The sequence below is a fragment of the Alteromonas oceanisediminis genome (genome assembly GCF_018474025.1).
GTDB classification, from domain to species: Bacteria; Pseudomonadota; Gammaproteobacteria; order Enterobacterales; family Alteromonadaceae; genus Alteromonas_E; species Alteromonas_E oceanisediminis.
Window position 1 is genome coordinate 278,126 of the sequence record NZ_JAHCTA010000005.1, and the last position, 25,959, is coordinate 304,084.

The 25,959-nt window shown below is 48.6% G+C and carries 21 protein-coding genes and 1 tRNA gene; 11 read left to right on the forward strand and 11 right to left on the reverse strand.

Going from position 1 to position 25,959, the window contains the following annotated elements:
- Positions 1-65: 65 nt before the first annotated feature.
- The 5 genes from KIU71_RS10755 to KIU71_RS10775 all read right to left on the reverse strand — a co-directional run bounded on the left by KIU71_RS10755 (position 66) and on the right by KIU71_RS10775 (position 4,448).
- The gene (locus KIU71_RS10755) at positions 66-389 is read right to left on the reverse strand and encodes a hypothetical protein (protein WP_214131274.1); all 324 of its coding nucleotides are present in this window, start codon (positions 387-389) and stop codon (positions 66-68) included.
- Complete coding sequence (gene glgA / locus KIU71_RS10760; RefSeq protein WP_214131406.1) at positions 376-1,824, reverse strand: glycogen synthase GlgA; 1,449 nt, start codon at positions 1,822-1,824, stop codon at positions 376-378. Before glgA ends, KIU71_RS10755 begins: the two co-directional genes overlap by 14 nt.
- Positions 1,825-1,893: 69 nt before the next feature.
- A complete protein-coding gene (locus KIU71_RS10765) occupies positions 1,894-2,919 on the reverse strand; it encodes a class I SAM-dependent methyltransferase (RefSeq protein WP_214131275.1) in 1,026 nt (341 codons plus the stop codon).
- Positions 2,920-3,639, reverse strand: a complete 720-nt coding sequence (trmB, locus tag KIU71_RS10770) for a tRNA (guanosine(46)-N7)-methyltransferase TrmB (RefSeq protein ID WP_214131276.1) — start codon at positions 3,637-3,639, stop codon at positions 2,920-2,922.
- A 104-nt stretch (positions 3,640-3,743) separates the two neighbouring features.
- Entirely contained in the window at positions 3,744-4,448 is a 705-nt protein-coding gene (locus KIU71_RS10775) for an alpha/beta fold hydrolase (protein WP_214131277.1), read from the reverse strand.
- Between the two features lie 71 nt (positions 4,449-4,519).
- Here KIU71_RS10775 and mutY point away from each other — a divergent pair, with 71 nt between their 5' ends.
- From mutY to KIU71_RS10790, 3 genes are all read left to right on the forward strand, one after another.
- On the forward strand, positions 4,520-5,557 hold the full coding sequence (gene mutY / locus KIU71_RS10780) for an A/G-specific adenine glycosylase (RefSeq protein ID WP_214131278.1): 1,038 nt from the start codon (positions 4,520-4,522) through the stop codon (positions 5,555-5,557).
- Positions 5,558-5,572: 15 nt separating this feature from the next.
- Positions 5,573-5,845 carry an oxidative damage protection protein gene (locus KIU71_RS10785; protein ID WP_214131279.1) on the forward strand — a complete coding sequence of 91 codons (273 nt, stop codon included), beginning with the start codon at positions 5,573-5,575 and terminating at the stop codon, positions 5,843-5,845.
- A 143-nt stretch (positions 5,846-5,988) separates the two neighbouring features.
- Positions 5,989-6,064 (forward strand) — tRNA-Phe (locus tag KIU71_RS10790).
- 49 nt (positions 6,065-6,113) lie between these two features.
- Here the strand turns inward: KIU71_RS10790 and KIU71_RS10795 are convergent.
- Together KIU71_RS10795 and KIU71_RS10800 are read right to left on the reverse strand one after the other, a co-directional pair.
- Entirely contained in the window at positions 6,114-6,788 is a 675-nt protein-coding gene (locus tag KIU71_RS10795) for a hypothetical protein (protein ID WP_214131280.1), read from the reverse strand.
- A 296-nt stretch (positions 6,789-7,084) separates the two neighbouring features.
- Entirely contained in the window at positions 7,085-9,235 is a 2,151-nt protein-coding gene (locus KIU71_RS10800) for a hypothetical protein (RefSeq protein ID WP_214131281.1), read from the reverse strand.
- Positions 9,236-9,528: 293 nt separating this feature from the next.
- Here KIU71_RS10800 and KIU71_RS10805 point away from each other — a divergent pair, with 293 nt between their 5' ends.
- On the forward strand, positions 9,529-11,802 hold the full coding sequence (locus KIU71_RS10805) for a TonB-dependent receptor (RefSeq protein ID WP_214131282.1): 2,274 nt from the start codon (positions 9,529-9,531) through the stop codon (positions 11,800-11,802).
- Between the two features lie 79 nt (positions 11,803-11,881).
- On the opposite strand, the gene KIU71_RS10810 is transcribed toward KIU71_RS10805, so the two are convergent.
- Entirely contained in the window at positions 11,882-12,358 is a 477-nt protein-coding gene (locus tag KIU71_RS10810; protein ID WP_214131283.1) for a MarR family winged helix-turn-helix transcriptional regulator, read from the reverse strand.
- Between the two features lie 27 nt (positions 12,359-12,385).
- Positions 12,386-14,350 carry a BCCT family transporter gene (locus tag KIU71_RS10815; protein ID WP_449224074.1) on the reverse strand — a complete coding sequence of 655 codons (1,965 nt, stop codon included), beginning with the start codon at positions 14,348-14,350 and terminating at the stop codon, positions 12,386-12,388.
- 283 nt (positions 14,351-14,633) lie between these two features.
- Here KIU71_RS10815 and KIU71_RS10820 point away from each other — a divergent pair, with 283 nt between their 5' ends.
- From KIU71_RS10820 to KIU71_RS10835, 4 genes are all read left to right on the forward strand, one after another.
- On the forward strand, positions 14,634-17,285 hold the full coding sequence (locus tag KIU71_RS10820; RefSeq protein WP_214131285.1) for a TonB-dependent receptor: 2,652 nt from the start codon (positions 14,634-14,636) through the stop codon (positions 17,283-17,285).
- A gap of 168 nt (positions 17,286-17,453) precedes the next feature.
- Positions 17,454-19,418: a tetratricopeptide repeat-containing sulfotransferase family protein gene (locus KIU71_RS10825; protein ID WP_214131286.1), complete on the forward strand. Its 1,965-nt coding sequence runs from the start codon at positions 17,454-17,456 to the stop codon at positions 19,416-19,418.
- A 78-nt stretch (positions 19,419-19,496) separates the two neighbouring features.
- On the forward strand, positions 19,497-20,162 hold the full coding sequence (locus tag KIU71_RS10830) for a hypothetical protein (protein WP_214131287.1): 666 nt from the start codon (positions 19,497-19,499) through the stop codon (positions 20,160-20,162).
- Positions 20,163-20,237: 75 nt separating this feature from the next.
- Entirely contained in the window at positions 20,238-22,562 is a 2,325-nt protein-coding gene (locus KIU71_RS10835; protein ID WP_214131288.1) for a carbohydrate binding family 9 domain-containing protein, read from the forward strand.
- A 41-nt stretch (positions 22,563-22,603) separates the two neighbouring features.
- Here the strand turns inward: KIU71_RS10835 and KIU71_RS10840 are convergent, their stop codons facing one another.
- On the reverse strand, positions 22,604-23,089 hold the full coding sequence (locus tag KIU71_RS10840) for a cupin domain-containing protein (RefSeq protein ID WP_214131289.1): 486 nt from the start codon (positions 23,087-23,089) through the stop codon (positions 22,604-22,606).
- Between the two features lie 144 nt (positions 23,090-23,233).
- On the opposite strand from KIU71_RS10840, the gene KIU71_RS10845 reads away from it, so the two are divergent.
- Positions 23,234-24,181, forward strand: a complete 948-nt coding sequence (locus tag KIU71_RS10845; protein ID WP_214131290.1) for an SPFH domain-containing protein — start codon at positions 23,234-23,236, stop codon at positions 24,179-24,181.
- Between the two features lie 7 nt (positions 24,182-24,188).
- Entirely contained in the window at positions 24,189-24,650 is a 462-nt protein-coding gene (locus tag KIU71_RS10850; protein ID WP_214131291.1) for an NfeD family protein, read from the forward strand.
- A 25-nt stretch (positions 24,651-24,675) separates the two neighbouring features.
- Here KIU71_RS10850 and KIU71_RS10855 read toward each other — a convergent pair whose 3' ends face one another.
- Positions 24,676-24,885, reverse strand: coding sequence for a hypothetical protein (locus KIU71_RS10855; RefSeq protein WP_214131292.1), 210 nt, complete (start codon positions 24,883-24,885; stop codon positions 24,676-24,678).
- Positions 24,886-25,022: 137 nt separating this feature from the next.
- Here KIU71_RS10855 and KIU71_RS10860 point away from each other — a divergent pair, with 137 nt between their 5' ends.
- The gene (locus KIU71_RS10860) at positions 25,023-25,898 is read left to right on the forward strand and encodes a DMT family transporter (RefSeq protein WP_214131293.1); all 876 of its coding nucleotides are present in this window, start codon (positions 25,023-25,025) and stop codon (positions 25,896-25,898) included.
- Positions 25,899-25,959: the final 61 nt, after the last annotated feature.

The following is a 25,959-nucleotide window of genomic DNA, read 5'->3' on the forward strand; positions in this document are numbered from 1 at the left end:
AGCCTTTGCAAAGGTCTTGTGTAATAATCACACACTTTACCAACTGCATAGACTTTCGCCAAACACTAATATCGAAGTAGCTGATTTAATTGTTGTTTTGTTAGGTTCCAGTCGGACAATATCTGGCGCTCTTCAGCACTTAATGCGGTGCTGTCTGATTGTTCGCTAATCAGGGATGGGAAATCGCTTAAACATACGCATATTGTCGGCGTTGAGAGCACACCCTGACGCATGATCCTAGGGTCAGTTTTCTTAATAATCAAGCGCTCACAAGGGCTAGAGGGTGCATCGGCAGCAATGCATTGGCGCGGTTGCTCAGTAGACTGCGCTGTTACCTGAAACGCGATCAGATTCAACACAGCTAGCAGTGAGAAATTAGACAGTTTCACGACTTAGGCTCTCATACAAGGCTCGATAGTCTGCTGCGGCTTGCTGCCACGTAAAACGGGTTCGCATGGCTGTTTGCTGCAGCGCCGCAAATGTTTCAGGCGACTCGTGATAGCAAAGCAGTGCGCGGCGAATGCAATGCAACAACGCTTCTGGTTGCGGTGCTTCAAACATGAAACCTGTGGCTCTATGCGGTTCAGCCTCGACATCAACCACAGTATCTTTAAGCCCACCGACTCCCCGAACAATGGGTAACGTGCCATAGGCAAGACTATACATTTGGTTCAGCCCACAAGGCTCAAATTGCGATGGCATCAGGAAAAAATCTGACCCTGCTTCCACCCAGTGTGCATCCTGATTGCTGAACCCCTGAATAAAGGCAAATTTGGTTGAATACAGTGAACTGAGCTCACTAAGCTGCTGCACAACAGAAGGGTCGCCCGTGCCAACAATCACCAATTGAACGTTATGCTGTAGCAATCTTTTTAATATCGGCAAAATGTAGCCGAACCCCTTTTGCTCAGTAAGCCGGCAAACCATGCCAATCAGCGGAGTTTTTTCAGCGATGGGAAGATTGGCACGTTGCTGCAGCGCAGTTTTACAGCTCGCTTTGCCTGCCATGCTATCGACACTATAGTGATGTTGAATATGGTTGTCGGTGCTAGGATCCCATTGGCTGTAGTCACAGCCATTTAAAATACCACGCAGCTTTGAAGGCCGCTTCGACAGTAACGCTGATAAACCGTGGCTGCCTAAGTTCGTCAACAATTCCGACGCGTAATTCGGGCTCACGGTGGTCACAAAATCACAACTGGCGAGGCCAGCTTGCAGGTAATTGGCATAGTCATTTTCGCCGCAAGGCAAATGGCCACTGTGTTCAGCAAGTATAGGTACATCGCGATAAGCATACACGCCTTGAAACGCAGCATTGTGGATGGTCAGAATGCTGCGTGTTGCCGCGAATTCATCAATAATCTCAGCACATGTTGTGCTGCGCATGAAGAACGGTATCAGCGCTGTGTGCCAATCGTTACAGTGAAGTATATCGGGTATAAAACCAATGTTGCTGAGCGCATGCAGCACACTCAGGGCAAAAAACGCAAAGCGTTGACCGTTATCGGCAAACGCTTCGTAGCCATCGCTGTAGATGCCTTCGCGATGGAAATAGTCCGGGCAGTCAATAAAATAGACAATCACGCCATGCAGCTCGAGCTGCTTTACCTGAAAGGTGTACCGAGTGGTGCCATAGCGAAAAGACTGAGCCGGACAGGCATCAACCAAAGGGTGCGTATCGGCAATGCTTTTGTACAACGGCATAATGATACGAACATCGACATCGAGAGATTTTAAAGCAATAGGTAAGCACTTACCAACATCCGCCAATCCACCTGTCTTGACGAGATCTTCAACTTCAGATACTGCAAACGCAACTCGCATAGACATTAAACCTACCGATGGCTTATACAATGGCCTACGATGGTAAGCCACTCATAGGGTTTTGCAAACTTACTTTTTTGCCGCACTATACACCGTAAACTTGTTTGAGCGAACCAGGTCTGCATGACGATGCAAATACTGTTGGATAGCGTCGGGATAGGGAAGGAAACGATTCGCTACCAAGGTTAACGATCCGCGCGCGGTCAAGTGCTGGGGGACAGCTTGAATAAAGCGCTCAGTAATCTCGTAATCGGTGTCGACACCCGTATGGAAAGGTGGATTCGTCACAATATGATCAAAACGCTTGCTCACCGATCCCAGCCCATGGGACGCCACGATGTCTGCATCCATTCCATTAATAGCCGCCGTGTGTTCACACGCCTTTAACGCAAGCGCACTGACATCACTGAACGTCACCGAAATTGTGGGTTGGCGAGAGGCAATGTATGCGCCAATCACGCCCGAGCCGCAGGCAAAATCAAGAGCATGTTTACCTTGCAGCAACGGTAAATTTTCCAGTAGTAATTGTGTGCCAGCATCTAAAGTACCGTGGCTAAAAACACCCGGCAAAGAGGCAACCGGCCAACGATGCGAGTTGATGTCATACTCTTGGATCGTCAGATATCGCTCAATCGAGAACGGACTGACGTTTGCCGTGCTTGTCGTACACCACATCGCACAATGACGCGCTGAATCATGCTTTACGCTACTGCCAAAGTGCTTGTTGAGTTGTTTGCCAACACTCTTTATGCCGGCATCATTGCTGCCCACAACGGCGATAGTACCGCCGGGTTTGACCACATCGCGCAGATTGTCTAACAACATATCAAGATGCGCCTTGGCTTTGGGAAGATACACAATCGCTCCGTCGAAACCGGTTTGGTCTATCGTGGCGCCAAACCACTGCGGACAATTTGCATTTATGCTCGCTGTGGCGGCCAGTTGATACTGGTCATAATACTGATGGAATCCTGCAATATCGCTATCTGCCAGTTCAGTGAAAATAGACGGATCGGTTGGATTGACTAACAGCCATCGTCCTGACTGAAATAAATCAATGTTACGCAGAACGACTTGGCTTGACGGGGTCAACATTCAGTTCACTCGCTTAAATAGTAGGTCCCACACGCCGTGACCTAATTTTTGACCACGTGTTTCGAACTTGGTGATCGGGCGATAATCGGGTCTGGGAACATAATCATCAGTATCTGACATATTCTCGAAATGTGGGTTAGCACGCATGACATCAAGCATATGATGCGCGTACGGCTCCCAATCAGTCGCCATGTGAAAGTGCCCACCCAGCGCTATTTTTGCGCGTAACTTTTCAACAAAGTCGGGTTGAACGATGCGACGTTTATGGTGACGTTTTTTATGCCAGGGATCAGGAAAATAGAGTTGCACGCGACTTAAAGCTTCATCAGCGATGCAGTGCGCTAAGATCTCAACCGCATCATGCTCGAACACCCGTAAGTTTGTAATACCGGCTTCATCTGCATCGGCTAAACAAGCGCCAACACCAGGACGATGAACCTCAATGCCGATAAAGTTGGTTTCAGGTGCTTGCACAGCCATCTCAACCAGCGACTTACCCATGCCAAAACCGATTTCAAACACCACAGGGTTATCGTTACCAAAGACATGTTGCATATTCAGCAAGCCATCATCGATACTTAAGCCCATCGCAGGCCAGCACTTTTCCAGCGCACGCCCTTGTGCCTTGGTAAGACGCCCTTCGCGCTTAACAAAGCTTTTCACTTTACTGACATAAACGCCAGCGGCTTCGGCTTCCGCCTGATTTTTAAATTGACCCATACGTTGGACTCATTGTGAAGCTAATCGCAAATTTCGCGGCATTATCCAAGGTTAGCGGACGATTGCAAATTTGACGAGCCTGCCTGTCACTTTTAAGGGGCAGCCTAATCCATATCGGCTATCAATGCCGCGATATTGTCTGGTTGCGTCAGTGGCATCATATGCGCCGTATTCGTGAGCATGCATAACTTTACGTGAGGGCGTTTAGCAAGCGTAGCAATAGCGTTTGCATCAGCAATGCTGTCGTGTTCACTGCATATCAGTTGAATCGGGATCGATAGCGAGAGAAGAGCGTTAGTGAGATCTTCTCGCTCACTGGTTGCGATAAACTGCGCTTTTAGCGTTGCCGCCCCTAAATCATTTGCCATATCAAGCACGGGTTGAACCAGCGCTGGCTGCTGTCGCTCAGCATCGGTAAAAAAGCGCTTTAGATATTCGTCTGAAAATCGGGCGTTACCCCGCTTCAGTGCATTCAGTGTTGTTTGGCGCTGCGCTTGCTCGATGGATGACAAGCCTGCCGGATTATACCCTATTAGTGTTAACGACTTGACACGTTGGCTTTTTACTTGCGCTAAAGCGGCGAGCAAGGCGATGTAACCCCCCATGGAGTAGCCGACCAAATGCACAGGGTGTGTTGCTCGGTCGATGCGGTCACAACAGAGTGCGAGCATCTCTGCTTTCGAGTTAGCCCACTGAAGAGGAACGTAATAACGCTCCCGAATTGAGAGGTGTTGCCAGCAAGGCATCCAGATCCGCTCGTCACAAAGTGTTCCCGGTAAAAAAATCGTGGGTGAATCGATCGAAATCATTAACTCGCTCGTTATCGTTGCTTTATTGATATCATACGCCAATCCATCGCACACAGCTAAGCACACCAAATATGACGTTTGCTCAACGGGTTTTACAATGGTTTGACCGTCACGGTAGGAAAGACTTGCCGTGGCAACAGGACATCACCCCCTATCGTGTGTGGGTGTCTGAAATTATGCTGCAGCAAACGCAAGTCACCACAGTCATTCCCTACTTCCTGCGCTTTATGCAGTCATTCCCGACCGTGCAGGCATTAGCCAACGCGGATAATGATGCAGTACTTCAGCATTGGACGGGTCTGGGTTATTACGCGCGAGCGCGTAATTTGCATAAGGCTGCGCAACTCATTTGTGAGCAGCACCAGGGGCGTTTTCCCACACAGTTTGAAGACGTGGTCGCGCTACCCGGCATCGGGCGTTCGACAGCGGGCGCCATTCTAGCGATTGCTGAACGACAGCGGTACCCCATTCTGGATGGCAACGTAAAAAGGGTACTGGCGCGCTATTTTGCTGTGGAAGGTTGGCCCGGAGTCAGTGCCGTCAGTGACACGTTGTGGCGCTATGCTGATGACGTAATGGAAAACGAGCGACCGCATCATTACACACAGGCGATGATGGATTTGGGTGCCACAGTATGCACTCGCAGCAAGCCTCGATGCGAGTCTTGCCCGCTGGTAGAGGGTTGCCTTGCCTATGCACAAGGTCAGCAAAGTGCTTATCCAGGTAAAAAACCTAAAAAAGAAACGCCGGTACGCTCAGTAACATTGGCTATCCCTTTCTATCGTGGCAGCGTATTGATGCTTAAGCGGCCACCGACAGGCATATGGGGCGGCTTGTGGAGCTTTGCAGAGCTGCAAAGTGATGAAACGATACGCGCTTGGGCGGCATCGAACGGGTTTACTGACATCAAAACGCAGCCACTGGAGCCATTTCGGCATACTTTCAGTCATTTCCATTTAGATATTCAGCCAGTGCTGTTGTTTTTGTCGGAAATAGTCCAACATAAGATACAAGAAGACGGTGCGCGTTGGTTTGACGTCTCAAAACCATTAAGTGTGGGCGTTTCTGCGCCAACAGAGAAAATCATTAGCACCGTGAAATCGTTATAGCAATCAGAGAACCTTATGAGCAGAACAGTACATTGCCAGCACCTGGATAAAGAAGCTGAAGGGCTTGAATTTCAATTATACCCCGGCGAGTTAGGCAAGAAAATCTACGACAATATTTCCAAAGAAGCGTGGATGGAGTGGCAAAAAAAACAGACCATGTTGATCAACGAAAATAAGCTCAACATGATGCAGCCAGAAGCGCGTAGTTTTTTAGAAGAAAAAATGAAAGCGTTTTTATTTGAAGGGATTGAGCCGACCATCGAAGGGTATGTGCCGCAAAAGAAGTAGGTAACACGATGTTATCGCCCCAAGAACACCGGTTTTTGTTGAAACTTTCGCCATACGCGTGAAACTTTGATAAAAACGGTTGACATATTTAGGCGAAATCCGTTTAATACGCGTCCTCAGCGAAAGAGCTTGCTCATATCGCTGCCCGGATAGCTCAGTTGGTAGAGCAGCGGATTGAAAATCCGCGTGTCCCTGGTTCGATCCCGGGTCCGGGCACCATTATTCTCTAAGCCCTGCAAGCAATTGCGGGGCTTTTTCAATTTTAGCTCTAGATCGAGTCAGCGCTACGCGGCGCATCCCTGCCGGTAACTGCGCGTGGAAACTTATTTTTGCGTCGGCATCGGAACAGCAGCGCTCCAGTGATAAACAAGGCAAGTGCACTCGGCTCGCTAACTTCCACAGATTCGAAAACAGCCCATTTGGTTGGCGCGCAACTGCTACAAACTCTGGATGCCATGAGACTATCGCGGTCACCTAATAGTCCGCTACCTGAAGCACCCCACGTTCCCGAAGAAGCAGAATAGCTAAGCATGCGAACGCTATAAAAGGCGTTTGCTACGTAGGGCACGAATAACGCATCCAGAGTGCGTAATGAGCCAGTAAATAACTGTCCACCCAGATTCCCCGGTTGCACGTTACTTAACACTAAAGCGTCAAGAATAGCGTTAGCGGCGATAGCTGCGCTTCTACTGTCAGCAAATGTTAAATCTGCAGTGGTAGCCGTTGTGCCATACACTTGGTTGAATGTTCCAGGCAGAAATCTCACATTAAACCAGCCGAAGTCGCCTATTTTCAGTTCTTTGATCCCAGTCACATAATTCATCTGCTCACTGTCGTACTCAATAATGGCAGCCTGACTGGAAGCCGAGAAACTAAGCAAGATTCCGAGAGTTATCACCATCTTTCGAATGGAATAGTTCACTTTTACTCCTAATATATTCATTGTGTTTTCCGGCACCGAATATACCAGCATAAATGTGCAAAAAATGTGACTTTTGACGGCGCTACCCAACGCGCTCTAGTTTGAAAGCAACTTTTCCGTTTGATATTTTCTACCAAGTCAGACGCTATAGGCTATCGTTCAAGACGACAAATCCGGAGTCATTACGATTGTGGTTTCAAGGTATTGGGCTTGACCTGAGTTGGCGCTCATGTTCATCGATTTGCCATGTCAAAATCACCGATATCGACGCCCCCAACGTCGGTGAAATAGAAACGGAGTAGAAAAAATGTGCGCACTTACCAATAGTCAGCAGTGATGTAGCTACCCCGAGTGTTATCGTAATCGCGGCTGTAGACACGGTTTTGTGAGCTTGGGCTTAACATCAGCGTGTTGTTGCCGTCATGCGAGAAGCTATCTGACAATGAATATTGCTGAAACACTTTGTCCTCAATGTGTTCATAGCGATTGCTGTTGGCAACGATATTTTTGGCCCACAGCGTCACCGCGATAACACGCCCACTGCCCGACATATTTTTTATCGTGTTTCCATTAAAATGTAGCTGGTCATGCACATTGGCTGGATTCCTTGCGGCGGAGTAGTCGTAGATGTAAAGAGCGTGTCCGCCGTCGATGGTGTTGTTTTCAAAGTACGTAACGTTACTTCGCGCAGTACTGGATTCTTGGCTGCGAATGTAAATGCTGTTGGACGCTGGAACGGTCAAGTGATTTCCCTTCATCGATAGACTGTTGATATCGAATTGACGAAATATCGCTGCGCTTGCATTGTAAGCGCACACTACGGTGTTATCGCTGATATCTGCGGTGTTGGCGTAGCAATAATTGGCGGATATTCCGCCTCGGGGATAGCCATCATCGTGACCAAATGAGTTGTTTTTCACCAACAGTGGCCGGGTATCCTTCGGACTGGTTTTGTCGCCGATGTAAAACCATGCCCCATAGAACTGATTATTCTCGATACGAACACCACCGCGCTCATCGCGCAACATGTCGTTTTGATACATGACAACAGATTGGCCCATCACGTTGGTTTGTGTTACTTGCGCGCTGGGGTCACTCAAAAACTCACTATTGCGAAATACCTGCGTATCACGACAAGCGCTCAGTTTGATGCTGGGGTACACATCCGGCAATTTATTGTGTTTAGTCGTGTCGGGCTCATAGTCGGCTAACCAGTAGCTTCGGCTGACGTCAAACTGATTGTCGCTGATGGTATTGCCATCCGGCAGCGCGACTGCGCGTTCAAAAATATTCAAGCCTTTGAAATTTGGGCTGTTCGGATCAGCGTAACCCTGCGTTTGAATAATATGCTTTAGGCGTGCGTCTACCGACCGACTCCCCTCTTGTTCCTGCACGGCAGCCTGAAACACATACGGCATGGCTGGAGCGAACGTGATCGTGGGCTTCATGCCTGAAATAACGCAGTGATCAACCGTATTATGGCTAGCGCCTTTGTCGAACTCTACGGCAGTACCCTCACAATGGTAGAAACCGCAATAAGTGACCTGATTGTGTCGGTTGAGTTTTCCGGCAAACTCAATAGCACTGTAAGCGCTGTGGTAAAAGTCGCAATGAGAAACCGTGCACTGTTGATTAGCGATATCGGCTGTGTCCTGTGTACCAAATAGCGTATCCAGGTAGTCGGCAATCAATGTGTCATCGGGTACAACACAGGTTTGTGCTGAAGCAGAATAATCATTGGCGTCTCCGCCAAGTGCCAGACACTGCTGTGCGCTGGTAATGCCGGATTCTATACGAGTTAACACGTTGCTAAACGGCGCTTCAAAGCGTAAGCAAAATTTTTGTTGCACGCCGCTGCTGTCTTTTGCATCAAACACACAACGTTGAATAGAGTGCCCTTGGTTACCAAAGCGACTATTGAGATCCAGTTGGACTGCAACCAAGCTATTTTCAAAGCGGCAGTCATGGATTGCGCAGTGAGTTGCGTCTTGCAGCGATATCGCATTATCAAATCGCTCGAAGGTGATGTCACTGATGCTGATATCAAACGAGGGCGTTAACGCTGCGTCATCCAGCCGTGTCTCAGGCCGCACCATCAAAAAACGGTATTGTTGTGTTCGGGCCTGACTACAGGTGATGCGTGTTGATGATGCACCCTCACCGACCAGCTTGAAAGTCGGCGGCAGATGAAACGGATAGTCACCTCGATTGTTGCCCGGTATCTCATCAATCGTGAATTGGCCCGACGGCAGCTGGATCACGGGGCGGCGTGACAAACTGTCGTTTTGCCAGAGCTGAAACGCCTGTTCAAAAGCTAACTGCAGTGCTTGTGACAGTTGATTCCCGTTCGGTATCACGTGAATAACGTCGGGGTGATCGGTGACCGTCGCTGATGCGCTCCAACTGCTCGCGAATGCGAGTGTTGAAAGCCCATAAGTTGTGTTTTTCAGAAACTGGCGTCTGTTCATTCGAGCGTCCTTGCGGCGTTATCCAATAGCACTAATTAAACGCTATATCGTTTAAATGGCAGCAAACATGAAGAATTTTTCACCGGTTTCTTTCGCGGCTCTGTGTTCATAAGCTTGGTAAACTGTGTACACCTGATGACTCACTTAAGTGCGCTTGGCTGGTCAAACCACTGTTGTTTACGCTATACTCCGCGCCCAGTCAGGGCTGATTCGAACGATTCACCCGCCGACACAATCACACTAAGCTTTTATAATTACAAACGCCCACTGCCTGCCAGTGCGCTGGAGTCTGCATGTCTACATTTTCTATTTCGTCTGTTATTCACTCACCATGGCGCTTTTCTCTCATAGCAATTGCGCTTGCATCTTCGTTGCAACCGTCTAGTTACGCGACTGCACAGGAAGCCGAGGCAGAAGCTGATATTGAGACCATCATGGTGACTGCGCGTAAGCGCACAGAGAGTATTTACGAAACGCCGACGGCCGTTACCTCGATTGGCGCCGATCTGATTGAAGACGCTAACATAGGAAATTTGGATGATATTGGGAAGTACGTCCCGAATTTGAATATCAGTCGCTATGGTGTTGGCAATACAGGACACGCCGCAGTATTCATTCGTGGTATTGGTTTACAGGATCACATTATCACCACAGACCCAGGCGTAGGCGTGTACCTGGACGGTGTGTATCTTGGTCGCCAGATGGGCGCGAACATGTCGTTGCCCAACATTGAGCGTGTAGAGGTTTTGCGTGGCCCACAAGGCACTTTGTACGGGCGCAATACGCTTGGCGGTGCGGTCAATGTGATCACCAAACAACCGGGTGACGAATCCATTGCCAATGTCAGCGTAAAAGCGGGCAGCCGTGGCCGATTAGCCGCTGATGGTTATATCAATTCGCCAATCACAGATGATTTTAGTGTGTCCGTCAGCGGCTCTTATAAAGAGCGCGACGGCGTAGGCACGGCGGTCAATTTAGCGAACCCTGAAAAAGAAATTGGTGAAGAACAGGAGTTCAGCGGACGCATCGCGGCAAAGTGGCAGGTTAACAGTGCATTAAGCTTACAGTTCGCGGTTGATGCAGTGGAAAATGAGTCAGGTCAGTCGCCGTACACCATCGAATTTACAGACAACAGACCGACAGGACCCAGCATTGACGATGGTGAGTTTTATTTACTGACACCTGACCTGATCCCGGCGAATCCAGATGATTTGGGAACCACAGTGGCGGGCATAGAGTCAACCGAGTATTCGGGATGGGGAGCGTCGTTCATCGCTGATTATGAGATCAATCGCGAGTTGAGCGCAAAATTCATCGCAAGCTCACGCTCTTCAGAATACGAAGGTGGGCTGGACGACGATGCGTCGCCGCTGAATTTGTCAGAGTTTCCTGAAACCGGCGAAGCAGATCAAGTCTCTCTTGAGCTACAACTTAACGGCACGTTTGGTAAAGTCGATATGGTATCTGGTCTGTACTACTTCAACGAAGATGGCACAACAGAGTCGGGCCCTTGGGTGTTTAGTCCGTTCAACGTTCCCAATGGACTGCTGAACGATGGTGTGACGCCAGTGACCACCATTTGTGGATTTTGTGGCGATTTCGGCTTCTTCGATTTACATCAGGAGACAGATGCCTATGCCGTGTATGCGAACCTAAGCTACGCGTTATCAGATGCATTAAGTGTTGGTGGTGGCTTGCGCTATTCCAAAGATGAGAAAAAAGCCGATGCGCTGTTTCCATCATTTGGTGGCGAGCGGGCGTTTCGTGAAGCTGACTTCAGCGAAGTGACATGGGATGTCAATGCAGCCTACCAGTTCAACAACGGCATGAATGTGTATGGCCAAATTCAAAAAGGTTATCAAACTGGCGGCTTTCCACCCAGACCCTTTGGCGGCGCAGCGCAATTTGTGTCGTTTGATGAAACCACCGCGATCAATTACGAAGTGGGTGTAAAAGGGCAGATCACTGACCGAGTCTCTCTACTCGCTGCGGTGTTTTTTACTGAGTACACTGACTTAGCATTACCTTTTTCAGATCCACAAGCGGGTGGTGGATTTGTGACTATTGTCGAGAATGCCGGCAAGTCGGAAGCGAAGGGTATCGAATTAGAGAGTACCATTGATCTCACCGACGACTTTATTATTCGTACTGCCGTGGGCTATCTGGATGCCGAAATTACTGAGGTTGATGAGGGAGTAATTGGTATTGGCCAGGGTGATAGTCCAGCGCTAACGCCGAAGTGGACCTTTATGTTTGCGCCTAGTTATTTTATCGAAATGGACAATGGTGGTTTGATATCGCTAAACGCCGATTACTCGTTTAGAGATGAGATGCAGGGGCAATCAGTATTTAATCCAAACGAGCAATTGGATTCACGTGAATTGGTAGGATTCAACATTGCCTACGAATCACCAGCCGGTGACTGGACGCTAACAGCCTACGGAGAAAATGTTTTCAATGAAGTCTATGATCAAGGTCGGCTTGCCCAAAATGGCTACGTAGGAATTGTTCGAAGTAATGATCGCAGTGAGTTCGGCTTGCGCTTTAGCAAAACCTTTGAACTTTAACCGGGTTGGCGTATTAAGCTAACATAACAAAAGCCCGGCGTGATGCTGGGCTTTCTCGTTCAAACCTTGCGATCACAGGTTAGGGTTTGTCAGCCAAGCTGCCAACCTCTAATACCGGAGACGCATCAATATCTGTCGCATCCATCATACCCGCGATCCGCTGCATCGTGGCGACCATTTGGCTCTGTTCCCAATCTTCCAGCTGGCTGAATCGGTTGGTAAAGTGCTCCTGAAAAGGCAACGGAGAGCCCGCTAGGATCTCTTCTCCCTGCGGGGTTAGGAATACGCCGACACGGCGTTTATCATCCGTGCTGCGAACCCGCTTTGCTAATTCTCTGGCCTCTAGCCGGTCGAGAATGCTTGTGACAGTGGCTGGGCTCAGCGTGATGTTGTCTGCAATCTGCCTTACCATAATGCCCGGTGTTTCACTGATATTGCGCATCACCAACAATTGAGGCCCGGTTAGACCAACGTCTTTCTTTAATTGTTTTGAGCGCAAATCAATGGCACGAATGACACGCCTGAGCGCCACTAAAAGTTCTTCATCTTTTGGCATGCTATTCCCCATGCTTCAATCACGGCGCTAACGCATCAAGTGCAGAAAGTGCAAGTGTTTATGATATTGATCAATCACATCATTGATCACTGCCAGTGTTGACCAGCCCATAATATCGTAATCCTGGCCGCCTTCACTTAAATGGACTTCGGCGCGATAGTAGGATTGTTCGTCGTCGCTGTCTACGCCTTCTGCTTCAGCGTTGGCGAAATCAGGCTGGAGATACTTGCGGGCTTGCACGCGATAAAGAAACTCAGGTTGGTCGCCATGCTGTACTGTGATTTGAATACTGCCAGGTTCTTTTTCAATTTTCACGTCAAGGTGCTTGGCCCTAAGCTCTGCCGCCACGCTGTTAAAGGCATTACTGATCTCCGTGTCGAGACTCCTTTGTACGGCATGTTTATTTGGGAAATCGACGATGGAGCGCAAACGCTCTTTCCACGCCTGAGCGCTGGTATCTGATGACGACGGCGCGGCGTGAAAATGCATACTTTCTCGTTTAAAGGCTTCTACACGCAAAGCCTTAAGCAACCCAAACAAAGACAGCAATAAAATAACAGCAAAGGGTAAAGCCGTGGCTATGGTCATTGTCTGCAGAGCACCTAAACCGCCGGCCGCCAGCAGTATCGCCGCGACAATACCCACACCAACGGCCCAGTAGATACGCTGCCAAACAGGGGTATCGTTTTTGCCGTACGAGCACAACATGTCCACCACCATAGCGCCTGAATCGCAGGAAGTGACAAAGAAAATAACCACCATGAGTATCGCGATAAAGGCGAGCAATTCAGAAAAGGGGAAGCTTTCTAGAAAAACAAAAAGAGCAACGGATGGATTGTCATTTGCCATCGTTCCCAGAGCAGCCTGACCTTGTTCGAAAACAAGGTCAATCGCTGAGTTACCAAACACTGTCATCCATAATAACGTGAATGCTGTTGGCAGGAATAATACCCCCCACACAAATTCACGGATGGTTCTACCGCGCGAAATGCGCGCAATAAACAGGCCGACGAAAGGCGCCCAAGCCAGCCACCAACCCCAATAGAAAATCGTCCAGCCGCCAATCCAGTCGGTCTTTTCATACGCAAACAGATTCAAGGTATTACGTACGATGTCAGAAAGATAGGCGCCGGTGTTCTGCAAATAGGCCTGGATCAGAAAAACGGTCGGCCCCAAGATGAGAATAAACAGGAGTAACGCAACTGCCAGCACCATGTTGGTTTCCGACAAACGACGTATTCCTTTATCCAGCCCTGATACAACAGAAACTACAGCGACACCGATGATCCCTGCCATGAGTATGATTTGATTGGTATTGCTGACGTCGATAGGAAATAAATAGGCAAGCCCTGAATTGATTTGTGATGCTCCCAGCCCAAGAGACGTTGCAACCCCAAAAATCGTGCTGGTAACTGCGAAAATATCAACAACATGCCCCGGCCAACCGTAAATACGCTCACCAATAATCGGGTAGAGTGCCGACCGAAGCGTTAAGGGTAGGTTGTGTCGAAAACTAAAGTAAGCCAGGACTAATGCAACCACGGCGTAGATTGCCCACGCATGAAAGCCCCAATGGAAAAATGTGGTCTTCATGGCTTCACGAACCGCTTCGATACTGCCCGGTTCAGCGGTGGGAGGCGTCAGATAATGCATTAAGGGTTCGGCGACCCCGAAAAACATTAAACCTATTCCCATGCCTGCCGCAAAAAGCATGGAAAGCCACGTGACTAAAGGGTAGTCCGGTAACGCGTGGTCGGGTCCAAGACGGATTTCGCCGTAGCGAGATACACCCAGATAGACGACCGCCACTAAAATTATCGCGACCGTGAGTACGTAAAACCAACCGCCATTTTTGACAATGTCAGTTTGCACCTGCTGAAACAAGGAGTCGGCCATCTCTGGAGCAATAAAAGCGAACGCCAGCAATACAATGATGGCTGCAGACGACGGGTAGAATACATGGGGATTTAAGCGACTACGGGTTTTTAGCACAAAAACTGCCTCTGGTAGAGAGCGAAAAGTACGCATTGAATATAGTTGAATTCGATTTACTTTTATACATGCAATTTAGCACTAAACTACAATGTCTACGTTGCAATTTTTGATCGTATATCTGAGTTAAGGTGTTGTATATAGGCAAATTGTATTGCGGGTAAAGCCGCAACATGGTTTGAATTCGAATTATAAAGGCGTATGATTCTGAATGGCTATGCCATAACTTCTAATAAAAATAATTCGGCATCTAATCAAGTTACTCGACTTAAAGGTTAACACTATGAAAAAAACCAAGCTTAGTTGCGCGATACTCTCGGCCTTTGCAGCTACCTCACTTTATGCACAGGAAACCTCTGTGCCACCCAAAGCGCAAATCGAAACCATTGAAGTCACTGCGACTAAACGCACCGAATCTATTCAGGACATCCCTGTCTCGGTTAGCGCACTGAATGGTCAGGCATTAGAAAACTTAGGCGTAGATAACTTTCAGGATTATGTCGAGTTTCTACCAAACGTGGTGTTTCAGGGCACCGGCCCAGGCCAAAACGAAATTTACATTCGTGGGGCAGCCACAACACAAACCAATATCTCAGTTTCATCTGTACAAGCGCTGCAACCTTCAGTTGCGTTTTACTTAGACGAGCAGCCGGTGTCGATGCAAGGGCGTAATCTCGACATCTTTGCCACTGATATTCAGCGCGTCGAAGTGCTTCCGGGGCCGCAAGGCACGCTTTTTGGCGCAAGCTCACAAGCCGGTACGGTGCGAATGATCACCAACAAACCTGACCATAGCGGTTTTTCGGCAGGGGTTGATACTGATATTGGTTTCACCAAAGGCGGTGAAATGAGCAATACCGTTGAGGCGTATTTTAACTTCGCGATCAGCGACGATCTTGCAGTACGTGTGGCGGCCTACAACGATAACCAAGGTGGCTGGATTGATAACGTGCTCAACGTGCCGGGTGAGGGTGGCTATATTGGCAGTGCAGTGGTGATTGACCGCATCTCAGGCGGCGTATTAAGTGACCCGGAAAACACGCCGGTTGTGTCACCTGAAAATGATTTATTGGTTGAAGATGATTTCAACGACGCCGTCTATTCCGGCGCGCGGTTTGGTCTATCCTATCTGTTCAACGATGATTGGTCACTATTGGTTCAGCATACCCAGCAAACGCTGGAGACCGAAGGCGTTTTCTCTTACGACCCGAATTTAGCCGGTGAGAGTTCAACCAACCGCTTTGTGCCCGAAAATAACGATGACGAATTTGGACTCACGACATGGACTCTCAAAGGGCGTTTAGAGCAGTTGGAGTTAGTGTATACCGGTGGTTTCTTAGACCGCGATATTGAATCAAACATTGACTACACCGGTTATACCAATGGTGGATTGTTTGCTGCCTACTACGTGTGTAATCACTATGAAGCGGCAACGCCTGACGATGAAATTTGCTTAGATCCAACAAAATTCTACAAAGAAGATACAAACGCTAGCCGGATCACGCACGAGTTTCGGGTCAACACATCCGCTGATCGTGAATGGCGAGTCACGGCAGGTATTTTCTATGATTCACAAGATCTCGAAACGGTGGGTAAATTTAATATTGCCAATACTGACCTCGGTTTTTTTACTGATCTTGCCAGAACCACGGTGGGGACTGAGGGCATTAACAGCAACGGTGGGCCTTTCGAGCCTTCGATCAGCTTTGTTAATGACGTTACCCACACGATTGATCAAATCGCCGTATTTGGCCAGTTTGAATACGATTTGACTGACACACTAACGGCCACAATCGGTGCGCGTTGGTACGAGATTGATGACATTTATAAAGGCTCAACCACAACGGTTGATGTAAGCCGGCGTATTCGTGCGTTTGGTACGCTTGACCCTGATGAACTGGCTGCCGTTGGTGAAGACCCAGCATTAATCGATCAGGCGATTGCAAATGGGCAACTCGATGTAAGCCTCCTGGATGACGATGGTACGCTAACGGTTGATGATACTATTCTGAAAGCGTCTTTGGATTGGAAGGTGACCGATGACGTATTGTTATTTGCAACCTATTCAGAAGGTTTCCGTCCGCCGGTGACTAACCGTGTGGGTGGCGGTTTGGCGTCTAATCAGAATGGCGCATTCGAGAACTTCCGTATTCCCGTTTATTCCTTGACCGATACACTGGACAATTACGAATTAGGCATGAAGGGTGATTTCTTAGATGGCATCTTACGTGTGAATGCAACAGCCTTTTACTCTGATATAACCGATCTCCAAACGTCTCGTTTCGACCCAACGAATATCAGTTTCTTAGTCTTTACTGACAACGTGGGCGATGCTGAAATCCGCGGCGTGGATGCAGACATTACCTGGTTAGCGACAGACAATCTTGTGATCAACGGTGCGTTAAGTTTATTAGACACTGAGCTGACCAGCATTAACCCTGAACTGGCTGGTATCGCGCCAGGCGTCGGTGCAGAACTGCCGTACTCAGCAGATTTGTCAGGCAATATTCGTGCACGTTACTTCTATGAAATAGACGGCGGACTCACCGGGTACGTTAACGGTTCACTGGCCTATACAGGCGACCGTTTGGCGGGTTTGAAGATGGATGCTTATGTGATTGAAGATGCTACCCAATTGATTTACGGAACCGGTTCGGGCTTGCCCATCCAGCAGGAAGCGGCGGTGTACGATGGCGTCACTTACACAGACAGCAATGGTGAAACGTTTAGAGGCGGTCGCTATGTTCAGGAAAGCTACTTTATTGCAAATCTCGCCTTCGGCGTGACGAACGATGAATGGAAAGCTGAACTGTATGTTGATAATGTGTTTGACGAACGTGGTGTGCAGTATATTGATAATCAGCAATTTACACCCAAAGTAGTTACCAATCGCCCCAGAACGGTCGGTTTGCGGTTGTCATACGACTTTTATTAAGCGTTGCTAATCGCTCCTCGTAAGAGGGGGGATGGCGCGCAAAAATAAAATGGTAAGGGGCAAAGAGGTTTGATTTGCCCCTTTTTTAATGGCAGTAATGCATAGGATGCGCGCAGCGCATCGCCGGCTTGAATCAACTACGCTCCCAATCAAAAAAGTAAGGTCACCGTGCAAAAATCCGACAGTCCTGTAAATTCAGTCAAACAAGCCATTACACAGGGGCAGTTTGCGCAGGCAATAGAACTCGCCAATGTAGCCATTTCCGGCAATTCGCTCGCCGAGCAAGAGCATCGGGATATCCTGTATTTGCAATGTGTGGCGCATCGGCAGCATCAGCAGCCCGAGAGGGCTATCGCTGTCGCGCAGACTTTATTAGCGCGCAATCCCGATCATGCCCGGGTTTATCAAGAAATGGGCTATGCTCAGCAAGCGCTGGGTCAAAAGCAACTTGCTGCGTCCGCCTTCTATCAAGCGACCCTACGTAACCCATCGTTAGTTGGTAGCTGGCGTGCTCTGTCCACACTATATCCCGCTTTAGGTAATCCCTCAGCGGCGGAATATGCGCAACAACAAGTGGCCTATTTAAGCGCGTTACCCCGTGAAATTTTAGGGGCCAGAGACCTTATGCACGAAGGCGACCTCAAGCTCGCCGATCAGGTCTGTCGTCAATTTTTACAACGGCATAAACACCATGTGGAAGGTATGCTGCTGCTTGCTGAGATTGGGATTAAGCTCAAGTTATACACAGAAGCTGAGTTTCTACTTGAGAGCAGCATGGAACTGTATCCTGACCATCGGGCTACCGGTATCGAATACCTTAAGTTGCTGGCGAAGATGGGTAAGTTCCAAAAAGCGCATGATTGCGCTCAAACCTTATTAGCGGCAACACCGAACAGCCCTACACTGCTCGTTGCGAAAGCCAGCGCAATGGTGGGGTTGGGCGAGTTAGACGGCGCTGTGGAGACATACCGGCACGTGTTGCAGCACAATGAGCGTCAACCGAATGTCTATTTATTGCTAGGTCATGCGCTCAAAGCGCGTGGTGATTTTGATGACGCTATTGCTGCTTATCAGCGTGCTTACGCAATCAAACCGGATTTAGGTGATGCTTACTGGAGCTTAGCGAACACCAAAACGTACCAATTCACTGAGGCGGAGCGCGCTAAGCTACTCACATTATCCGAATCAGCAGAGACTGAAATAGACGATAAAATTCATATGCATTTTGCGTTAGGTAAGGCGTTTGAAGATAGCCAACTGTTCGAACAGTCATTTACCCATTATGCGCAGGGAAATCAGTTGAAACAGTCGCAATTGCAATATGATCCCCGCTTCATTGAAGAGCAGGTGACGGCACAGATGACTGCGATGACAGCCGAGGTGTTTGAGCATCACAATAGCGCCGGTCATCCGGCACAGGACCCAATCTTTATCGTTGGGCTACCTCGCGCAGGTTCAACCTTACTGGAACAGATCCTTGCTTCGCATTCGATGGTCGATGGCACGATGGAATTGCACAACATTTTAGCGTTGGTGTCTCGACTGCGTGGGCAAAAAGTGGCTTATCCAGCATTGCTGAAGTCCTTAGATCCTGACTATCTGGCACGGTTCGGCCAGCAGTATTTAGATGAAACCAAGGTGTATCGCAGCGGTGCTCCGTTGTTTATCGACAAAATGCCGAACAATTTTGTTCATATCGGATTGATTAAACTGATCTTGCCGAATGCCAAAATTATTGACGCACGGCGCGACCCCATGGCGTGTTGCTTCAGTGGCTTCAAGCAGTTGTTTGGTGAGGGCCAGGAATTCACTTACAGTCTAACCAACATTGGCCGCTACTATCGGGCATACACGCGGTTGATGGCGCATTGGGACAACGTGCTTCCGGGGGCTGTATTACGCGTGCAACATGAGGACGTGATTGACGATCTTGAAGGTCAGGTGAAACGCATACTGGCGTATTGCAACTTGCCTTTCGAGCCTCAATGCCTTTCATTTCATCAAACGCGCCGCGTGATTAAAACGCCAAGCTCCGAGCAGGTCCGCCAGCCTATTTATCGCTCCGGCCTGAAGCAATGGGAAAATTTCAGTCAATATTTGGATGAATTAACCGATGTTTTGTCTTCAGGTTAGACCGAGTCTATATGCTATGCTAGGCGATAGGATCGGGTTGGAAGAGATAACGAAACGATGACACGACGGATCAATCGAATGAGCCCCATGTGGCTCTCGGTGCTTGTAATTGTCATGTTGGTGCAAGCGACCGCTGGCGCTGAAGAAGCCAAGCCGCCGCCCCTCGACCCAAAATATGAAGGTGAGCATGTATTCGCCTTGGCGAGTAGCGAGTCCGACCTTTTTGCAACCTATCTACCTGCATTGCAAGACCCAAAAAATCAGCAGCTTCTGTATTTGGTCGATGCAAAGGGAGCTAACTTATTCTATCTCGTGCGCGATGCCGATCGAGTGACTATTAAAACACGCTCGTTCAATCTGGAACGGCTGATCCGAAATGAGTCTGTGCAGATTGAGGTTGATGTGTGGTTAGGCTCTGATATAACCGAAAGTAAGCCCATCTATACCGCCGTGCCGGTCAATTTTGTCAAACAGCTTTACCATCGTAAACTCGAAGGGCTTGAGCCTTCAGGGTTGCGCCAAACTTACGACATCGTCGAGCTGCCAAATCGAGACCGCATACTGATCCACAAAATAAAACACACACCCAGTTTTGACCACATCGTGCTTGTAGAGGAAGCAAAGAACTGCGTAACACAGTTTTTTACCTCCAGTGCGTCGCCGAAAGAAGAGGAGTTGTTGATGAAACTGCTGTTTTGCGGATCGATAAAACCTCTTTATTTTGAAGCGGATGCGTTCAAATAGTTGGTTTTTAAGTGTGAATACCCTACCCTAGCAACGGTAATTGCTTTGTACTAAAAAAACACACTTGGACATCCCATGAAGTTTGGTTTTATAAGAATAATAATATCCTTAGCGGCAACCCTTACGCATCTCTGTGTTTACAGTGACCCTGTTGAAGGATCTTTAGCTATCCCCCTGCTTGAGAATGCTGCGGTTATCGACGGTGAGCTTAATGAGCCCCAATGGAAGCTGGCGGCCAAACGTGAACTGATTTATGTTACCGAGCCGTTTGAAAACACGATATCCCCGGTAAAGACAGACGTCTTCATTTATGAAGACGGAGATACCCTTTTTGTTGCCTTCGTTGCGGACGATCCAGAGCCAGACAACATTCGCGCTTTCTATCGTGACCGCGACCTCATTTTTGGTGACGATCTCGTTGGTCTCAAGTTAGATACGTTCAACGACAGCCGTTTGGCCTATCAGTTTTTCGTTAATCCCTTTGGCGTACAGGCTGATCTGATTGAAAATGAAATGACCGGCAACGAGAGTGACGCATGGAATGCCATCTGGGAATCAGCCGGAAAAATTACTGAAACCGGTTATGTGGTCGAAATGGCGTTGCCGCTGCGCATCATGAATTTCAACGAGAATGATGAAACCAAAACTTGGGGCGCCGAGTTTTTGCGCTTCTATCCGCGTGAAGATGAGCTGCGCATTTCCGACATGAAACGCGACCGTGATAACTCATGTTTCTTATGTCAAATGGGCGAAGTATCAGGCTTTGAAACTGCAAAGCAGAGCAACAATTTAGCCATAGTGCCCACCATTGTGGCGGGCAAGTCACGGTCTCGAGACATCTACTCGACGCGTGACTGGGAATATGATGATAATCAGGAAGTTGGCCTCGACGTGAACTGGGGCATTACACCTGAGTTTACCCTTCAGGCCACATTCAATCCCGATTTCTCTCAGGTGGAGTCGGATGTCGCACAACTGAGCATCAACAATACGTTTGCTTTGTTCTTTGACGAACAGCGACCATTCTTCACCGAAAATGCTGATTATTTTTCGTCGAATTTGAACTTAGTTTACACGCGCAATATCGGTTCGCCAGATTACGGCGCGAAAGTGACAGGACGGGTGGATGACCATTCCATTGGTGTGTTTCTGGCGAACGATGAGTCGACCACCTTTTTAGTGCCGGGAAATTTGGGCTCTTCGGTGGCGGTGTTGGATGAAGAGTCAACCAACGCGGCCATCCGGTATCGTTACGATCTTAGTGATGATCTGTCACTGGGGGTTGTGAGTACACTGCGCCAAGCGGGTGACTATCATAATTACGTGAATGGCGCAGACGTGCGGTATTTGATTTCTGAAACTGACACCCTGCGCGCGCAGGTGGTTGTATCGGACACGCAGTATCCGACGGAGTTGTTTCGGGATTTTTGCTTCGATGGGCAATGTGCTGACAATGAGGCATTTACTGAAGAAGCTTTGCGTACTGCCAATGCCGAGGCATTTTCAGGGCTATCCTACCGTGTTAACTATAGCCATGAGGAACGCAACTGGTTTTTCAATGCGGCGCATTATGCCAACGGCGAAGACTTTCGCGCAGACTTGGGCTTTGTGTCGCAGATTGATCACAATAAAACCGTTGTGGGCGGTGGTTACCTATGGTGGAGCCAAACCAGTTGGTGGAACCGTCTTCGCTTGAATGGAGACTGGGATATAACCCACAACGATAACGGTGAGTTGATTGAACAGGAAGTGGAAGTGTTTTTCAGTGTTCGCGGCGATTATCAAACATTTTGGGAAGTGGGATACGTTGACCGCGCCCGTGTTGGTTTGCGGTTAGATTCCGCTTCCTTGGCCATTGATGGCAACACCGACCGTTTCGACGAGCGTCAGTACCGAAGCTATTTTGAAGTGCAGCCAAATGAAACCGTGTATTTTAATGTGATCGCAAGCCAAGGTGATGCCATTGATTTCGCCAACAATCGGCTCGGTGAGCAACTATTGGTAGAAAGTGAGGTTGAGCTGAATTTAGGGCAGCATCTTTTTGTCGGATTATACGGCCTTTACAACGACTTCGAATCAAACGATGCGGCGTTGTTTGAGGCCCATTTGGCCGATTTACGGCTGACTTACCAGTTTAATACGCGCCAGTTTGTGCGCCTAATTTTGGCCTATTCGAATATTGAGCGAAACTTAGAGAATTACAACCCTAATCTTGCCGGGCGGCTCGATGCTGACGCGCAAGATGTGGGCTGGCAATTGCTTTATAGCTATAAGTTGAACCCATTGACCAAATTTTTTGTCGGCATCTCTGACACACGATTTAATGACGATAGCCTGCGCCGCCTGACCAGCGCCGAGCAATCGGTGTTCATGAAATTCAGTTATGCGTGGTTGCAATAGCGTCGCAGATATCTCTGCAAGCAGGGCACGCTGGTCGTGCCCTAAATAAACCGCTGCCACTCAGGACGATGTTGCTTTAACCACGCTTTGTCCTCCTCCGATTCCATAAAGCTGAAGTCTTCAAAATCGAATCCGGGTGCGACACTGCACCCAACAAAAGAATAATCGCCGCTTGTCTCAGCAGCCTGCCAATGGCCAGCCCGGATGATATGCACATAATCGGCTCCCGCGCCAATGGTGATCGATTTCATTTGAGGCTCAGCGGACTGGCAGAGTTGGCCATCGTCGCAGGTTATTTCGTACAGGCTTAGTGGCGCACCGGCGTAAAAATTCCAGACCTCGTCATGCCACACTCGGTGGAAGCGGCTACATTCCCCATGGGTTAACAAAAAGTAGATATGCGTAAGTGCGGGTCGTGATTTGCCGTGGTGTTGAGACTCGACCTGCGCGGGTGAGCGATAGACTTCGCCATAATAGCCACCTTCCGGATGAGGTTTGAGTTTAAATTGGTCAATTATTGATTGCATATTGTTCAACAGTTCTAGTCACAAAGGCTGAATAGTGCTATACATTCGCAAGCTATAGCAAGTGGTGTCTCATTTTGCGCACAGCTTGCTGGCTGGCGACCATCGCGTCGTACGGAAGAACACCTAACAATAAGGATATTCACCATGCAGTTCCTGCTTGATTATGTACTGACATACCAAGTTTTCTTACTCATTTTTGTAATCATTCTGCTGCGCTCATCGATTAAATTTGTGCCACAGAATCGCGCATTTTTGATTGAGCGATTCGGCAAGTACCAATCTACCAAAGAAGCGGGCTTAAACTTCATTATGCCGTTTATTGACCGCGTAGCGTCTGACCGCTCACTCAAGGAGCAGGCGGTTGACGTTCCCGAGCAGAGCGCAATCACTAAAGACAACATCTCACTCAGTGTCGATGGTGTGCTGTATTTCCGTGTACTTGACCCTTACAAAGCGACCTACGGCGTAGATAACTACGTATTCGCAGTAACTCAATTGGCGCAAACCACCATGCGCTCTGAACTGGGCAAAATGGAGTTGGACAAAACGTTTGAAGAGCGGGATCTGCTGAATACGAATATCGTGTCGGCGATTAATCAAGCGAGCGGTCCATGGGGTATTCAGGTTCTGCGCTATGAAATAAAAGATATTGTGCCGCCCAATTCCGTGATGGAAGCCATGGAAGCACAAATGAAAGCTGAGCGGGTGAAGCGGGCACAGATTCTTGAATCTGAGGGCGATCGTCAAGCTGCAATCAATCGTGCTGAGGGCGAAAAAGCCGCCGTTGTGCTAGCAGCAGAAGCGGATAAGTCAGAGCAAATTTTGCGCGCTGAAGGTGAGGCTCAAGCCATTATTGCCGTTGCGCAGGCACAGGCCGAAGCACTGACCAAAGTGGGTAAAGCGGCAAATACTGAAGAAGGTCAAAAAGCGGTTGAGTTAGACTTGGCCACCAAAGCCATCGAAGCGAAGCGCGCAATCGCAGATGAGTCATCGGTTGTCTTGTTGCCAGACGGCGCCACTGAGCCCGGCAGTATTGTGGCGCAGGCAATGACGATTATCCAGCGTCTCAATGCAACACAGAAACAAGGATAGGTAGTACATGAATTGGATGTTGTCGAACCTAGCGGAAACACTGCTTATCATCGGCCTGGTGCTGCTGGGCGTAGAGATTATTGTGTTAGGTTTTAGTACGTTTATTTTGTTTTTTGTCGGCATTTCAGCATTGATAACGGCGGCATTGTTGCAGTTTGCATTGATACCCGACAACTGGCAAAGCGCGTTACTCAGCGTCGCCATCGTCACTACTGTGCTGGCAGCAACCTTGTGGCGCTCACTGAAAAAGATGCAGTCCAGAGTGGACAAAACCCGCGCGGCGAGTGATTTAATTGGTTATCGCTTCTTGCTGGTAGACGACGTAGCGCCGAACAAACCAAGCCTGCATCATTACTCTGGGATCGCATGGAAATTGCGATGTAAAGAACCGATTAAAGCCGGCACGTGGGTTGAAGTTGTTCAGGCAGACGTAGGCGAGTTTGCTATCCGCCCACGTTATGACCTGTAACAGCAGAATGCTCCGCCGTCGCTGATCAGCGACGGCGAGCGTAGCGTGTTCGCTTATTCCTTCCTGGCTCTTTCAGTAAAGAAACCAATCCAAAACCTATGCGCAGTGAGACCGCAGCAATCAGTAATAAGGTGACAGGCATAGATAGCTCGATACGTTGGGTTAGCAGTAAGAACAGCGCCAACGGTACAATGAACAACGTAAATAATGTCAAAATAAACGATAATCTGAACATCAGACGATACGCCCCCGGTTAAATCAAATTTCGGACTACTAAAGCGTTTTCAAAGCGTTTATGTCGCGATACCATTATCACTCAGCGCTAATACTGCGAAATTCATACCAACAAAACACAATCAGAGACTCTTAATTATGTATACAGGCGAAATTGCCGCACTCACCACGGCATTTTGTTGGGCTATTGCAGCGCGCATGTTTCAACTCTTGGGCGCTTACTATTCGCCGCTAGCGCTGAATTTCTGGAAGGGTGCTTTAGCCGCTTTCGTGTTGGTGCTGGTCACGTTGATTAATCCACTGGAGGTCGCTTTGTCGCATCTGGCTGTGATGTGGTTAGTGTTGAGCGGTATTATTGGTATTGGCATGGGCGACACTTTTTTCTTTCAAGCACTGAATCGGATTGGTGACAGTCAGTCAATATTGGTCGCTGAAACGCTTGCGCCTATTTTCACGGCTCTATTTGCTATGGCGTGGATCAACGAGTGGCTTACGTGGCAGCAATGGTTGGGTGTAGCGCTTGTTTTAGTCTCTGTGGACGTCATTATCAAGCTGCAAAAGCGCAGTGACGTGAAATTGTTTTCCGTCAGCGGGTATATTTTCGCTGCGCTTGCGGCAGTATGCCAGGCTGTTGGTGCGGTGATCAGCCGTGACATCCTCACCAGCACAGGAATTGACGCCGCAAATGCGTCTCTGTATCGGTTGCTCGGCGGCCTTGTCAGTCTGGTTGTTGTTATGTTGGTGCTAAAACGCTCGTTTAAGCCGAAACGTCAGTTAGGTAAAAATGGCCTTGTGCTGTTAGCTGGAGCGACCCTATTAGGAACCTTTGCCGCCTTATTCTTGCAGATGATCGCCTTTGCGCACACGAAAGCCGCAATTGTTCAAACATTGTTCGCTACAAGCGTTGTATTGTCGCTGATTGTAGCCAAAGTTTTGGGTGAGAAAGTGAATCGTAAAACCTTTGGCTGGTCGCTACTGGCACTGGTTGGCGTCAGTGTATTGATCTTGTCTTGATACCTCTGTATACTCCGCGCCCTTACAGCCAACCAACCAGTTCCTTGTCTCCATGCAGAAG

What these genes read in the sequence shown, in the direction of transcription:
- glgA (WP_214131406.1), bottom strand. Translation starts at nt 1,824, where the DNA reads ATGCGAGTTGCGTTTGCAGTATCTGAAGTTGAAGATCTCGTCAAGACA.
- KIU71_RS10765 (WP_214131275.1), bottom strand. Translation starts at nt 2,919, where the DNA reads ATGTTGACCCCGTCAAGCCAAGTCGTTCTGCGTAACATTGATTTATTT.
- trmB (WP_214131276.1), bottom strand. Translation starts at nt 3,639, where the DNA reads ATGGGTCAATTTAAAAATCAGGCGGAAGCCGAAGCCGCTGGCGTTTAT.
- KIU71_RS10775 (WP_214131277.1), bottom strand. Translation starts at nt 4,448, where the DNA reads ATGATTTCGATCGATTCACCCACGATTTTTTTACCGGGAACACTTTGT.
- mutY (WP_214131278.1), top strand. Translation starts at nt 4,520, where the DNA reads ATGACGTTTGCTCAACGGGTTTTACAATGGTTTGACCGTCACGGTAGG.
- KIU71_RS10785 (WP_214131279.1), top strand. Translation starts at nt 5,573, where the DNA reads ATGAGCAGAACAGTACATTGCCAGCACCTGGATAAAGAAGCTGAAGGG.
- KIU71_RS10795 (WP_214131280.1), bottom strand. Translation starts at nt 6,788, where the DNA reads ATGAATATATTAGGAGTAAAAGTGAACTATTCCATTCGAAAGATGGTG.
- KIU71_RS10800 (WP_214131281.1), bottom strand. Translation starts at nt 9,235, where the DNA reads ATGAACAGACGCCAGTTTCTGAAAAACACAACTTATGGGCTTTCAACA.
- KIU71_RS10805 (WP_214131282.1), top strand. Translation starts at nt 9,529, where the DNA reads ATGTCTACATTTTCTATTTCGTCTGTTATTCACTCACCATGGCGCTTT.
- KIU71_RS10810 (WP_214131283.1), bottom strand. Translation starts at nt 12,358, where the DNA reads ATGCCAAAAGATGAAGAACTTTTAGTGGCGCTCAGGCGTGTCATTCGT.
- KIU71_RS10820 (WP_214131285.1), top strand. Translation starts at nt 14,634, where the DNA reads ATGAAAAAAACCAAGCTTAGTTGCGCGATACTCTCGGCCTTTGCAGCT.
- KIU71_RS10830 (WP_214131287.1), top strand. Translation starts at nt 19,497, where the DNA reads ATGAGCCCCATGTGGCTCTCGGTGCTTGTAATTGTCATGTTGGTGCAA.
- KIU71_RS10835 (WP_214131288.1), top strand. Translation starts at nt 20,238, where the DNA reads ATGAAGTTTGGTTTTATAAGAATAATAATATCCTTAGCGGCAACCCTT.
- KIU71_RS10840 (WP_214131289.1), bottom strand. Translation starts at nt 23,089, where the DNA reads ATGCAATCAATAATTGACCAATTTAAACTCAAACCTCATCCGGAAGGT.
- KIU71_RS10845 (WP_214131290.1), top strand. Translation starts at nt 23,234, where the DNA reads ATGCAGTTCCTGCTTGATTATGTACTGACATACCAAGTTTTCTTACTC.
- KIU71_RS10850 (WP_214131291.1), top strand. Translation starts at nt 24,189, where the DNA reads ATGAATTGGATGTTGTCGAACCTAGCGGAAACACTGCTTATCATCGGC.
- KIU71_RS10855 (WP_214131292.1), bottom strand. Translation starts at nt 24,885, where the DNA reads ATGTTCAGATTATCGTTTATTTTGACATTATTTACGTTGTTCATTGTA.
- KIU71_RS10860 (WP_214131293.1), top strand. Translation starts at nt 25,023, where the DNA reads ATGTATACAGGCGAAATTGCCGCACTCACCACGGCATTTTGTTGGGCT.